Raw genomic sequence first — 13,250 nt, forward strand, 5'->3', positions numbered from 1 at the left:
ATGGTCAAAATTTGCGATTTTTTAGCTGATGTCGCAAGCTTACCACTTAATATTTACTAACGAACATCAGCAAGCCGAGTTATCCATGCCAGCTCATCATTCTTATGATATATCAGATCGTTTTAGCCACCCTTTAGTCGATGAGTCTGCCGACAGCTTAATGCGTGCGGCTGGCTATTTAAGCGATGAAGAGCGTGCCGATGTCTGGCGTGCGTGCCACTTTGGCGATGTCGCCCACATTAAAGATAAACGTAAATCAGGCGAGCCTTACATTACTCACCCCATCGCTGTTGCTGAGATTATTGCAGGCTTTAAGCTTGATAAAGACACGATTATCGCTGCCATCTTGCATGACACGGTGGAAGACACAGACGTTACCCATGACAACTTAATTGCAGAATTTGGGCAGACGGTGGCGTGTCTTGTGGATGGAGTCACCAAGCTTAAGTCATCTAGCATGAGCCGTCAGCAAAGCCAAGCTGCAACCTTTCATAAGATTCTCACAGCGACCATCTCAGATCCTAGAGTACTGATTATCAAGCTATCTGACCGCCTGCATAATATGTCTACCCTAGATGCTGTCAGCGAAGAAAAACAAAAACGCACTGCTCGTGAGACCCTAGATTTTTATATCCCATTTGCTCGCATTATGGGGCTAAATGACATCGCTGATTATATCGAACTGCTGTGCTATCGCAACCTAAACCCTGCCATGTACACCAAGTTTACCGATAAGCTACTTCAGCATGGGCTAGGGCGTAATTTTCAAAAACTAGAAACCAGCACCTATTTACAGCACCTACTTCAGCAGCTTAAGCTAAATGGCAATGTCCAAGTACTGGATAATCGTGCATCCATGTACCGTCAGTTTTTTAAGAATCGTGGCGAGATTAGCAAGCTTGCTCGTCAGTATGATTTTGAGGTAGTGCTTGATGATATTAAGTCTTGTGACATATTAGCTGATTATTTGGTTAAAGAGCATAACATCGCCGACAAACAGATTCAAGATAATATCCGTAAACCCCTGGCTGGTGGCAATCAGTCGCTAACTCTTATCTATGAGCAAGACTATAATCACATTAAGGTAACTTTACTCACCAAGCGGATGCAAGAAGCGGCAAGACTTGGTGTTATTAGTCGTGATAAAGGAGACGTCAGCCAATCAGTCATCCAAGCAAGCTTACGCAATATGAAAGACCTTGCTAATGCAGAAAAACTCGATCGCAATACTGATGAGAATGTGAATGCAGATTCTGTCGCCATCATTGATGAACTGATAAACTACCTACACGAACGTAAAATCGTCTGTTACAGCCCAAAAGGTCGTGCTTATGAGCTACCACGAGGCTCAACCGCCCTTGATTTCGCCTATGCTGTCGGCCCTGCCATCGGTAACATCGCCACAGGAGCTGATATTAATGGAAAACATGGCAAGCTTGGTAATGTCCTGGCAGATGGTGATAGTGTCAGCATTGACACCGATAAAAACGCCATACCAAAAGCAGAATGGCTAGGCTTTGTTGCAACTAATAAAGCTCGTGCCGAAATCTTACGGGTCTTAAAACGCCTGCCAGACAGCGATAAAGTCAAACACGGCTATGAAGCCTTAGACCGAGCTTTACGCACCTATGGAAAAAGCATCACCGACCTTGAGCCACTTGACTGGCAAGACATCCTAAACTGGCGTGGGCTATCCGATAAGAACGAACTATTTTTACAGATTGCTGGCGGCACGCTTTTACCACAGATGGTCGTTTCTCGGTTGTTTAGCGAAGAAATTGACACCGCTGATCTTAACCAAATCACCCAGTCAAAGCACCTATTAGCAGGTGTGCGTGGCGTGGAAGTTGCCTTTGGTAAGTGCTGTAACCCCATCTATGGCGATCATATCGTTGGGCATTTATCATCAAGCAAGGGCTTGGTGATTCACCGCCATAAATGCTATTCGCTCGCTGCGGTGCGCGCCGATAACCCCTATCAGATTATTCAGGTTAGCTGGAAGCCTAATGTAGATATCGACCAGAAGGCACATCAGCTGCATTTTCCTGCTACGTTACGCATCTTTGCCATGCTAAATGAAGAACAAATCAGTCAAGCCATCTATGAACTTCGTGCTTTTAATATCGGTGTAGAGCAGACATCGATTAAGATGGATAATAAAGACAGCAAGACAGGCTCAACTTTATTTCATGTCGTCGTGCGGTCTCGTGATCACTTAGATGAAGGTGTTGTAAGACTTCGCCAAATTCTAGGCTACCCTAATATCATGCGACTATATCAGTTTTAAATGGTCTTTAGTTTGATCAGGTATCGTTCGTAACAAAAATTGCTTGAATTTTACCTAATGTTTAGGATAATATAGATCTATAAGAGTTGGTAAAAATATGGAGGATTTTTATGTGCTGTAATATCGACCTTAATTCACAAGCAGAAGCAGCTCACTTTCTAGGTAAGACTGAGCCGAAAATCTTGCCAAAGACAGCAGATAACGTTTCTGCTGGCGTTATTTACTCTAACACGCCTGCGATGAGCTTGTTTGATAAATTAGTCGCTTACTTTAATACCAAAAAATCTTAACTCATTAAGGCATTATTATGACAAAACAAATCATCCACACCGATGACGCTCCTGCCGCTGTTGGCACGTACTCACAAGCTGTAAAAGTCGGTAATACCGTCTATGTATCAGGACAGCTGGGTCTAGACCCAAAAACAATGGAGCTGCACGACGGCTTTACCGAGCAAGCTGAACAGGCTTTAGATAATATCGAAGCCATCGCAAAAGCTGCAGGGGGTTCGCTTGCTGATGTCGTGAAGTTTAATGTCTCACTAGATGATCTTAGCGATTTTTCTAAGCTAAATGCTGTATTTGAAAAGCGTCTTAGTGCTCCTTATCCTGCTCGTGCAGCTCTTGAAGTGGCAGCCTTGCCTAAAGGCGGTGCAGTTGAGATTGAAGCGATTTTGTGGATTGAATAAGACAGGCCACACCGCATTAGGGGCATATATCGCCCCTTTTTTTTATCCAAGCCTATTATGATGCTATTACGTCTTGCTCTGCCTGTACCCTTATATCAGTTATTTGACTATCTTTGCCCAAATGATTATCTTAAAGATGGTGCGTTGCCTAAGATAGGGGTGCGAGTGCTTGCTCCATTTGGTCGCCAAAAACTTGTCGGCATTATCTTAGCACACATTCCACTTCATCAAGCACAAGTATCGCATGATAAGCTAAAGCCTATCATTAACGTCTTAGATGATACACCCATCATTCATGACAAGCTGCTGACATTAGCCCACTGGCTATCAAGCTATTACCACCACCCATTAGGCGATACCTTTAACGTCATGTTGCCTACGCTCATCAATCAAGGCGAAAATATAGATCGACCCATCACGTTTTGGCAAATCAGTAAAGCTGCCTTATCTGATGATTTTATCAATGCACATCTATCAAAAACCGCCAAAAAGCAACGTGAACAATTTAACATCATTGCCCAATTTAACCAAGCACAAGAAGAAAGCCATTTATTATCGCTTGGCATAACCCGCCCTACCTTAAATGCACTTTACCGTAAAAATCTAATTGAAAGACAAGAATGTAAAAAAGCTATTATAAAACCTAAGCCTGCTCAAGTAATCAATACACCTTTAACGCCAACAGCAGAACAAAAACACGCCATAGACAGTATTATCAAATCAGTAACTGATAAAGCTTATCAAGGGTTTTTACTAAACGGCATTACAGGTTCTGGCAAGACGGAAGTTTATCTACAAGCAATGGCGTATGTGCTATCTTTGGATAAACAGGTGCTCGTATTAGTACCAGAAATTGGGCTAACCCCCCAGACAAAAGCACGCTTTAGTTCACGATTTGATGCCAATATCTGCGTTTTGCATTCTGGCATGAATGACACAGAACGCTTACAAGGCTGGCAAGACTGCCGTAATGGCACAGCCCAAATCATCATCGGCACACGCTCTAGCATATTATATCCATTTGACAATCTAGGTTTGATTGTTATCGATGAAGCCCATGACAGCTCATATAAGCAGCAAGACCACCTAAGATATCATGCTTGTGATGTCGCTATTTGGCGTGGTTACCGCAATAATATACCTGTCGTATTAGGCACAGCAACGCCAAGCCTAGAGCAAATTAAGCTTGTCTATGATGGTAAACTCACCGAACTTACGCTCACCCACAGAGCGGCTAATGCCAAGATAGCACAGATGGAGCTTGTAGATATGCGACTTGGCACACGCTATGCAACTCATACCGATGGACGCACGCACGACACCACGCTTAGCCAGAAGGTTGTTTATCATATTCACGAGCACCTAGAACGTGGCGAACAAGTGATGGTTTTTATTAATCAGCGTGGTTATGCTCCGATTTTATTATGTGATGCCTGTGGCTGGCAAGCTGACTGCCCACGCTGTGACGCCCACCTTACTTTACATAAGTACAACAATAAAAGAATCGACCATCTAAAATGCCATCACTGTGGCTATCAGACAGCCTTACCTTGTGCCTGTCCTGAATGCCACAGCCAAAACTTAGATAGCATTGGCACAGGAACAACTAAGCTTACCGAGCATCTGCACGCCTTATTTGGCAACCCCCAGACGAATAAACGCACCTACCCCATCGTGCAGATAGACCGTGACACCATGCGTAAAAAAGGGGCTTGGGAGCAAATGCACGCTCACATTTTAACAGGTGAGCCGATGATTTTGGTCGGCACTCAAATGATTGCTAAGGGGCATCATTTTCCAAGCGTCACTTTGGTGGTTATTGCCAATGCTGATGTTGGATTTTTATCACCAGATTTTCGCTCGCCAGAACACACCGCCCAAAGAATCATTCAAGTTGCAGGACGTGCAGGACGTGCAGGACGTGCAGGCAAGGTGCTAATTCAGACCCGCCAGCCAGATAATCCCATGCTAACCTTGCTTGCACAGCAAGGCTACAAAGCATTTGCAAAAAGTCTATTAGATGAACGCCGTATGCTTAGTCTGCCGCCTTTTAGCCATGCTGCTCTTGTTCGTGCCGAAAGCCATAACCTAGACACCGCACGGCTTGCCATCACTCAAATTGGGCAGACATTATCGCCTTTTAAAGCCATAACATTTATCAGCACTGACGCTCCTATGACTAAGAAAAATGGGCGTTATCATGTGCAGCTGCTCATCATCGCTAAAGACAGAGCATCTTTACATGGATTACTAAACACCTACTGGCAGCACATCATTAGCCTACCCACCTCAAAAGCCGTCAAGCTGACCTTGGACATCGATCCGATGGCTTGGTAAAAGCTAAACGCTCATCAACATCTAAGCTAACCGATGCATTTTTTGGGTGTACGTTTCTTATTTAACGACGTCTGACACCGCCAGATTGTTTCGCCATCTTCTTCCACGAAGCGATACAGCACAAGCGTTTCGCCGTTCAAATAACGGATAGGATAATACGCACCTGATACGGTTGCGATAATAGCACAGTCCGTAGTAACGCCTGCAACTTTATCTACCACTTGCATTGCCACACGCTGACCTGATATTGATACGGGCAGATTCACTGGACATTTCCCTGTATTTTTGTAGATTTGAGCCACTTGATTTTTGGCGGTATTTGCCGCTTGATAGCTCTCAAAGATAATGTCTTGCTCTTTTTGCTGACTGATGATAGGCATAAACTGAAAAACGATTATTGCCAAAATCAGACCAAATATTGTAAATGCACATGATAGCCCAAAAATTGACACGCCACCTTCTTTATGAAGATGTTGCTTTTGTGAGTGTGTATCATTTGGATATAATGCCAATGCATCAGCAATCTCACGACGTGCCATACGGTAATAATAAGCATCCGCCCATCTTGCAACCATAGACGCCCAAAACAACCAAACAAAGCCTCCTACCAAAACTCTTACAAAAATCTGCCAATCAGGTGTGATAAATCGCATGCCTAAAAATTCAAAAATCGCCAAAATAATGGCAATATTTACCTTAATAAATGACCAGCCTGCAATGCAATACACCACGCAATCCAAATACCGCTTACGATATAGTAGCCAGCCAAAGGTGCAAACAAACGCTGCCCAATTCCAACGTGCATATAGTCGCCCCTTTTGGTCAAACTCACCAAAACGCTTAAGATAATACTTCTGAGAACGCAATCCGATAAACCAGCGATCTAGCTGATCTCGCTGCGTGTGACTAATATCACCTTGATAAAAAGGTGGTGGCGTGGTTTGCTCTAAAAAAGGCAGTCGTAAAAACATCAAATCACCAATGCACAATCTTAAAAAATTGGTTTGCGGTTGTCATGGGCTTAATTTATAATGACTGGCTTATTTTACGCCTTTTTTATTCACAAATAAACCATAATCTATGAACACCAAAAATACCCAAACACCAATCCTAGAGCCTGTCGGCGGCGATCGCCAGACACCTGTCATTAACCCAGACATCATCAGCGATGAGATTGCTCATCTAGCAAAGACGCCAGAGCAATTTCGTAACATTAACACATTTATGAAGCGTCGCACGCACATGAATCATAACGCTGAACTTGCCTTAACATCAAGTGAGTACGCCAACTACATTATTAACCACGATGGTACGCTCGGTAAGCTTGGCGATACCAGCCACATTACAGATTTACGCACACACTTTAAAGATTCGCCAAACGGCTATGACGCTCCTTTGACGCTAGAGATTGGCTTTGGCATGGGCGATAGTCTGCTTGAGATGGCACAAAATATGCCAAAGCGTAATTTTGTCGGCATTGAAGTGCATGAGCCAGGCATTGGCCGCTGTGCATTTTTAGCCCACGCACTTAATCTGACCAATCTAAAAGTTATCAATGGCGATGCGATTAAACTATTGACCAATCTACCTTGCGAGCACTTAGATACCGTGCAGCTGTATTTTCCTGACCCATGGCAAAAAAAGCGTCACTATAAGCGTCGCTTCGTAACTTGTGACCGCATGACAATCGTCGGCAATAGCCTAAAAACTGGTGGTATATTTCATGCTGCCACTGACTGGGAGCATTATGCCTTATGGATGCTAGACGTATTAGATGGCATGCCTATCTTTAACAATATCAGTGGTAAAGGCAACTTCACTCCCCGCCCAGACTTTCGACCCGAGACGAAGTTTGAAAAACGGGGTCAAGATTACGGACGTAGTTCTTGGGATTTAATGTATCAAAAATGCTAAACTTTAGGCAGCTTACTTTTATAAATTTTTGTGGAACATGACAATAATATAATAAAAATGTGCAACTAGCATAAGATTGGCATAATAGTATAAAATTCCCCAAACCCTTACAAACTCTACTCTTAGACCCCACCAAAAAAGTTATCCCCAAAAACTGTGGATAACTTTGTGGAAAAGGCGATATTTTTTCTTTCAACCGCCCAAAATACGGTGGGTCTAGGTCAATTTTATATAAAATAATACTTTCCATATGTTTATTATTTTTATTTATAAAACAATAGCTTATAAAAATTCTATCCAGTAATACATGGCTTAATAATCATCAATTTAAAACCCTGATTTTTAAACGATGTTTCACAAAACAAGATAAGACTTTATTGTATTAAATTGTGGATAACTTTTATTTTAATTTGCATGAAGGGCATAATCTTACTTAAAGCTATGAGCTGACAAACACTGCTAGACTTTAGGTCGCTTTTAACATTTATCCATAAATTATTGTTAAAATCTGCTATAATAAGAAACTAAACCACTTATATTAACACTCATACTAAAAGGAAATATCGTGGACGAAAATAAAGAAAAGGCATTAAAAGCCGCTCTAGCCCAAATTGAAAAGCAATTTGGTAAAAATACCATCATGCACTTAGGTGATGAATCTGCCAAGATTGATGTTGATGTCATCTCCACAGGCTCACTTGGGCTTGATATCGCCCTTGGGATTGGTGGACTGCCAAAAGGTCGTATCATTGAAATCTTTGGACCTGAAAGCTCAGGCAAGACCACGCTAACCCTGCAAACCATCGCCGAATGCCAAAAACAAGGTGGTACTTGTGCTTTTATCGATGCTGAACATGCTTTAGACCCTATTTACGCTCGTAAATTAGGCGTTGATATTGATAAACTGATGGTATCTCAGCCTGATAATGGCGAACAAGCTCTTGAGATTGCTGATATGCTTGTGCGTTCTGGTGCAGTAGATATGATTGTCGTGGATTCTGTTGCCGCCTTAACCCCAAAAGCTGAGATTGAAGGCGAGATGGGTGACAGTCACATGGGACTGCAAGCTCGCCTAATGAGCCAAGCTTTACGCAAAATTACAGGTAATGCCAAACGTTCAAACTGCATGGTTATCTTTATTAACCAAATTCGTATGAAAATTGGCGTAATGTTCGGTAGCCCAGAGACCACAACAGGTGGTAATGCTTTAAAGTTCTATGCGTCCGTACGCCTTGATATCCGTCGTATTGGCTCAGTTAAAGAAGGCGAAGAGATAGTTGGCTCAGAAACCCGTGTTAAAGTTATCAAAAATAAAATGGCACCTCCGTTTCGCCAAACCGAATTTCAAATCATGTACGGCGAAGGCATTAATCGACTCGGTGAAGTTATTGATTTGGGTGTGGATATTGGAGCGATTGGCAAATCTGGTGCATGGTACAGCTATGGCGATGGTAAAATCGGTCAAGGCAAGGCAAATACTGTCAAATACCTAAAAGATAATCTGCACATCGCCCAAGAAGTTGAGACAAAAATCCGTACCGAAAAGCTTGGGTCAGTAACCGCTACTAATGACAGTGACGAACCACCTGAGTTTATCGAGGGCATGGAAGATAGTAACGTATTTTAATGAGTAAAATCAAAACCCTAGACGAAATTTTGGCAGAAATGAATAACCCCACTTCTGCCAAAAATTTAGCACCAAAAACATTTACGCATACCCCAGCTACCCCACAATCATCGCTCGTTGCCCAAGATAATACCAAAGCAATCACGTCAACTACCCCCATCAAAGCTGTCAATAATTTAAACCCCAAGCATGCAGATAATCATCAGCTTACTCAGCTACTAAGCGATGTTAAAAAAGAGCCTATTTACCAAAACAATAAAGCGGTGAATCGCCTTAGATGGCTGGCATTTTATTATCTATCTAATCGTGAACTCTCTACTAAGCAATTACGCCAAAAATTACTAGATAAAGACCAAGACCCTAAAATGGTGGAAGCTTTATTAGTAGAATTTGCTAAAAAAGGCTACCAAAGCGATGAACGATGTGCCTGTATGCTGGTGCGTGAAGGCGTGCGGCGTGGTCGTGGCAAAAAGCACATTGCTCATAGTATTAAAAAAGCAGGCATTACCTTAGCCTACTCAATTGATGAGATGATTGCCAAGGCAGGCGTTGATGTGCTTGACGACACCATATTGCACACCGATGACCAAACCGAGCAGGTAGCGGTGAGCTGGCTAAAGCTTGCTGTTGAAGCACGCTGCAAAAAATACGGCAATCATTTGCCAAAAGATCAAAAAGATAAAGCTCGTCAATTAAGATTCTTACAGTATCGTGGGTTTGATAATGGCGTATGTTTTGATGCCTTAAAGTACACACTTGATACCCTAGATGAAATTGACTAAGGGGTGTAACTAGCTGCACCAAACTTCTCCCAGACCCCAATCTGCTCTGGCTTAGGAATAGAGGTTGAACCAATCTTACGCCAAGGCATATTTTCTCCATGAAAATCGCTACCAACAGAAACAAGCAGCCCATGGGATGCGATACTGCGATCTACCATCGCCCTTAAGCTGTCTGGCTCGCCATTTGGTAATTCACACGCATCACCCTTTAAGTTTGCAAAATCTTCAATCAGCCTTCTGGTTCTAGTTGCTGACAGTCCGTAGCGTGTCGGGTGAGCCAATACAGCAAGACCACCACACTGATGAATCAGTGCTATCGCCTGCTCCATATTCATGGCATCGATTGCAACATAGGCAGCTTTACCGTCTGCAAGATACTTATCAAAAGCCGATTGAATGGTTGGTACAAATCCAAGCTCATACAAAACTTGGGCGATGTGTGCCCTGCCCACCGCTTGTGGATTACCATCTGTCTTTACCAATACTTTTTGCCATAAAAGCTCAGTTAATTCACTATGATCGGCGTTATTAGCGCCTAATAGCTGACCTAACTTTTGGATAATAGCAAAACCCCGATTATGGCGACTTTCTTGTAAGGCTTGCAAGGCTTTATCCATCTGCTTCACATCATCAAAGTCTAGTGCCACCACATGGATTATCTGATTGATCTGTTTATGCTTGCCGTAGCCACCAGATAAAGCATGCGTGCAACTTATCTCAACGCCATTGATGAACTGTACGCCCAGACTCTCGGCAGTACTGCGTGCTTGGCATAGCCCAGATACAGTGTCGTGATCTGTCAGAGCAAACATGGTAATGCCTGCTAGACTTGCCTTATGAATAAGTTGATCAGGTGGATAAGTGCCATCTGAACATGTGCTGTGACTGTGTAGATCATATTTCATTTGTATTACCGTAAGCTATGTGGTGCTAAAAACAAAAAGCCCCACAAAAGTGAGACTTTTTGATATGTGATGGCGATTACTCATCATCGCCTTGCTGGCGGTTTTGTAGATAATCAGCGATATTAATAGGCTTAGCCGCTGGACGAACTTGGGCTGACGGCTGACCTTTTGACATAGAAAGTGCACTTTGATAGCCAGACGCTGATGAAGCTGTTTTTGGCTTGTCGTCCATTGTAAGACCTGTTGCAATCACAGTGATGTGGATATCATCATCCATGCTCTCATCTTCAACAAAGCCATAAAAAATGTTTGCATTGTCAAGATCGGTAATACTTTCAACCACTTCAGCAGCTTCGCCCACTTCATCCATCTTCAGATCGGCAGCTGTGATATTAATGATTAGCCCTTTGGCATTTTCTAAACGCAAATCATCAAGTAGCGGCGAACGGATGGCTTTTTCGGTGGCTTCACGAGCACGATTTTCACCACTAGCACGTCCTACACCCATCATTGCATGACCACGTGCTGCCATTGCAGTACGCACGTCTTGGAAGTCAAGGTTCATATATCCTTCTGAAGTAATCGCTTGGGCTAGACCATTCACAGCGTGTAATAATACATCATCTGCTTTTTTAAACGCATCTTTTACTGTAAGGTTGCGATGCACTTGTTGGAGCTTTTCATTTGGAATGGTAATGATAGAATCCACGTGCTGCACAAGCTGTTCTACGCCATCTTTAGCTGCCATGATACGTCTTTTACCCTCAAAAGTAAAAGGCGTGGTTACCACAGCAACTGTCAAGATCCCCAATTCTTTTGCAATACGTGCAACTACAGGGGCAGCACCAGTACCTGTACCACCACCCATACCAGCGGTGATAAATACCATGTCATAACCTTCTAAAAATGCACGGATATCTTCTTCGTCGCCTTCTGCAGCCTCACGACCAACTTCAGGGTTTCCGCCTGCACCTAAGCCTTTACCAAGCTGTAATTTATTTGGCGTAGCAAGCGTATCTAAAGCTTGGCGGTCAGTATTAATGCCGACAAAGGTCACACCTTTTGCACCTTGGTTGATCATGTGGTTTACCGCATTACCGCCACCACCACCGACACCGAACACGATAAGGCGTGCTTGACCATCTGTATCAAATTGTGAACTGTCTGCTAAACCATATGTAGACATACCGAACTCCATAAAATTTTATTAAAGTAACACCCTAAACCCAGTTTTTGATATTCTGCGTAAAGGACTTCCAGCCTTGTACAACCTTATCAAAAACACCATTTTTTTCTTCAAAATAATACAAAGAAGCAGAATCATCACGCATAAACTGCTCACTTTGTTGATACATCAATGAGCCGATAACGCTATGTAATTTCGTACTCTTAAGATGCTCTTGCAACGAGAGAATCTGCTCATCGCTTAGCCCTTTAGCGCCGACACTTACGCTTACTTGTTTGTTTGGCTCAATTCTACGAGCAGCAACGCTCCATTTCTTCGCTAAAAAGCCAGACAACCCTTTTGCTTTTGTTGCTTCACCTGCCAAGACAATATTTGACCCAAAAATTGCAAATAAGCCTTGTTCGTCAAAGACCTTAGCCAGCTCATCAAAGATTAGATGATATCTAGCTTCAATAATACTCATTAAGCGGTGTAAGCTGATTGTCACTTCATCACCTGTACTTTTTTTATAGGTGATGAATGTTGCACGGTCTGCTGGCTCAATAACAACGCCACCGTGCTGTATTTTTAATCTTTCTGCATCTTGGGGGCTTAAGCCAAGTTCAGACGCAATATCTAGCGTAACGGCGTGACCGCCCATATCCAAACAATGCGTAAATAACAAAACGCCTTGGTAATACACACATACTTTGGTTGTACCAGCACCAATATCAATAAAACAAACGCCCTGCTCTCGCTCTTCTTTGGTCAAGGCATACTCAGCACTCACTACGCCATCAAACAACATTGCCTCAACTTCAAACCCAGAAGGCTCAATGACATGCTGAATTTGTCCATGATAGTTTTTTGGCAGACTAATAACATGGCTTGCGACTTTGATTTTATTGGCAAGCATACCGACTGCATCTTTTGTCACCTGTCCATCAACATAAACGCATTGACGAATCATTTGAAATAAGCTGCGATCTTGATTATAAAGCTTCTGACTTGCTCGGTCATAGGCTGCTAAAATATGTTCTTTTTCTACCTTGCCCAGCTCATCTGTAATGTCAGACTCAATAACAATACTGCATGATGAGTTGCTCGATTTCATTCCTGATGATGCAAATGATAAGCAAGCTGAATACACCTGCACGCCTGCCATATCGCAAGCTTCTTGTACAGATTTACTAATCGCTCCCAATAGATGATCACGGTGCTCTACTCTACCTTGAAAAAAGCCATCCGTGTGAGCAAGCCCAACGCCCGCTACTTTCACTCGGCGATTCTCTGGCGATCCATCAAAACAGCCGACCGCTGTATAAACTGCAGTCGAGCTTAAATGTATCGCAACCTTCAGGTTCTGCATCATTTATCAACCATCAAAAATATTAAATAATCAAAAAAAAATACAACAATTAACCAACTTGTCTTTAAAATAAACAAATCTAGGGATAAATCCTTGACATTGTAGCACTTTTATTACAAATCTAAAAGGGTGAGAACTAAAAAAGTACTCACAAAATACTTAAATAAAGCTTAAAA

At 42.7% G+C, this 13,250-nt stretch carries 11 protein-coding genes; 7 read left to right on the plus strand and 4 right to left on the minus strand.

Features of this window, described 5'->3' with window-relative positions; genetic code table 11:
- Window positions 1-85 precede the first annotated feature (85 nt).
- The 4 genes from LU293_RS02275 (at window position 86) to LU293_RS02290 (ending at window position 5,312) form a co-directional block, all read left to right on the plus strand.
- Window positions 86-2,287, plus strand: coding sequence for a RelA/SpoT family protein (locus LU293_RS02275; RefSeq protein WP_242748310.1), 2,202 nt, complete (start codon window positions 86-88; stop codon window positions 2,285-2,287).
- Between the two features lie 110 nt (window positions 2,288-2,397).
- Window positions 2,398-2,577 carry a hypothetical protein gene (locus LU293_RS02280; protein WP_242748311.1) on the plus strand — a complete coding sequence of 60 codons (180 nt, stop codon included), beginning with the start codon at window positions 2,398-2,400 and terminating at the stop codon, window positions 2,575-2,577.
- 17 nt (window positions 2,578-2,594) lie between these two features.
- Window positions 2,595-2,975, plus strand: a complete 381-nt coding sequence (locus LU293_RS02285) for a RidA family protein (RefSeq protein WP_242748312.1) — start codon at window positions 2,595-2,597, stop codon at window positions 2,973-2,975.
- Window positions 2,976-3,035: 60 nt separating this feature from the next.
- A complete protein-coding gene (locus LU293_RS02290; RefSeq protein ID WP_242749610.1) occupies window positions 3,036-5,312 on the plus strand; it encodes a primosomal protein N' in 2,277 nt (758 codons plus the stop codon).
- 26 nt (window positions 5,313-5,338) lie between these two features.
- Here LU293_RS02290 and LU293_RS02295 read toward each other — a convergent pair whose 3' ends face one another.
- Window positions 5,339-6,283 (minus strand): pilin, encoded by a 945-nt coding sequence (locus LU293_RS02295; RefSeq protein WP_242748313.1) that lies wholly within the window; start codon window positions 6,281-6,283, stop codon window positions 5,339-5,341.
- Window positions 6,284-6,392: 109 nt separating this feature from the next.
- Here LU293_RS02295 and trmB point away from each other — a divergent pair, with 109 nt between their 5' ends.
- From trmB to LU293_RS02310, 3 genes are all read left to right on the plus strand, one after another.
- On the plus strand, window positions 6,393-7,226 hold the full coding sequence (gene trmB / locus LU293_RS02300; protein ID WP_311195311.1) for a tRNA (guanosine(46)-N7)-methyltransferase TrmB: 834 nt from the start codon (window positions 6,393-6,395) through the stop codon (window positions 7,224-7,226).
- Between the two features lie 565 nt (window positions 7,227-7,791).
- Complete coding sequence (recA, locus tag LU293_RS02305) at window positions 7,792-8,853, plus strand: recombinase RecA (protein WP_311195312.1); 1,062 nt, start codon at window positions 7,792-7,794, stop codon at window positions 8,851-8,853.
- Entirely contained in the window at window positions 8,853-9,635 is a 783-nt protein-coding gene (locus tag LU293_RS02310; RefSeq protein ID WP_242748314.1) for a regulatory protein RecX, read from the plus strand. The genes recA and LU293_RS02310 overlap by 1 nt, the downstream gene beginning before the upstream one ends.
- Here LU293_RS02310 and LU293_RS02315 read toward each other — a convergent pair.
- The 3 genes from LU293_RS02315 to ftsA form a co-directional block, all read right to left on the minus strand.
- Complete coding sequence (locus tag LU293_RS02315; RefSeq protein WP_242748315.1) at window positions 9,632-10,540, minus strand: PHP domain-containing protein; 909 nt, start codon at window positions 10,538-10,540, stop codon at window positions 9,632-9,634. The two genes, LU293_RS02310 and LU293_RS02315, sit on opposite strands and share 4 nt — an antisense overlap.
- 76 nt (window positions 10,541-10,616) lie before the next feature.
- Entirely contained in the window at window positions 10,617-11,726 is a 1,110-nt protein-coding gene (gene ftsZ, locus LU293_RS02320) for a cell division protein FtsZ (protein WP_242748316.1), read from the minus strand.
- A 34-nt stretch (window positions 11,727-11,760) separates the two neighbouring features.
- Window positions 11,761-13,077 (minus strand): cell division protein FtsA, encoded by a 1,317-nt coding sequence (gene ftsA, locus LU293_RS02325; RefSeq protein WP_242748317.1) that lies wholly within the window; start codon window positions 13,075-13,077, stop codon window positions 11,761-11,763.
- Between the last annotated feature and the right edge of the window lie 173 nt (window positions 13,078-13,250).

Source organism: Moraxella nasovis, assembly GCF_022701215.1.
GTDB classification, from domain to species: domain Bacteria; phylum Pseudomonadota; class Gammaproteobacteria; order Pseudomonadales; family Moraxellaceae; genus Moraxella; species Moraxella nasovis.

Excerpts from the sequence above, each read along its gene's own strand:
- LU293_RS02275 (WP_242748310.1), top strand. The coding sequence starts at position 86 with ATGCCAGCTCATCATTCTTATGATATATCAGATCGTTTTAGCCACCCT.
- LU293_RS02280 (WP_242748311.1), top strand. The coding sequence starts at position 2,398 with ATGTGCTGTAATATCGACCTTAATTCACAAGCAGAAGCAGCTCACTTT.
- LU293_RS02285 (WP_242748312.1), top strand. The coding sequence starts at position 2,595 with ATGACAAAACAAATCATCCACACCGATGACGCTCCTGCCGCTGTTGGC.
- LU293_RS02290 (WP_242749610.1), top strand. The coding sequence starts at position 3,036 with ATGCTATTACGTCTTGCTCTGCCTGTACCCTTATATCAGTTATTTGAC.
- LU293_RS02295 (WP_242748313.1), bottom strand. The coding sequence starts at position 6,283 with ATGTTTTTACGACTGCCTTTTTTAGAGCAAACCACGCCACCACCTTTT.
- trmB (WP_311195311.1), top strand. The coding sequence starts at position 6,393 with ATGAACACCAAAAATACCCAAACACCAATCCTAGAGCCTGTCGGCGGC.
- LU293_RS02310 (WP_242748314.1), top strand. The coding sequence starts at position 8,853 with ATGAGTAAAATCAAAACCCTAGACGAAATTTTGGCAGAAATGAATAAC.
- LU293_RS02315 (WP_242748315.1), bottom strand. The coding sequence starts at position 10,540 with ATGAAATATGATCTACACAGTCACAGCACATGTTCAGATGGCACTTAT.
- ftsZ (WP_242748316.1), bottom strand. The coding sequence starts at position 11,726 with ATGTCTACATATGGTTTAGCAGACAGTTCACAATTTGATACAGATGGT.
- ftsA (WP_242748317.1), bottom strand. The coding sequence starts at position 13,077 with ATGATGCAGAACCTGAAGGTTGCGATACATTTAAGCTCGACTGCAGTT.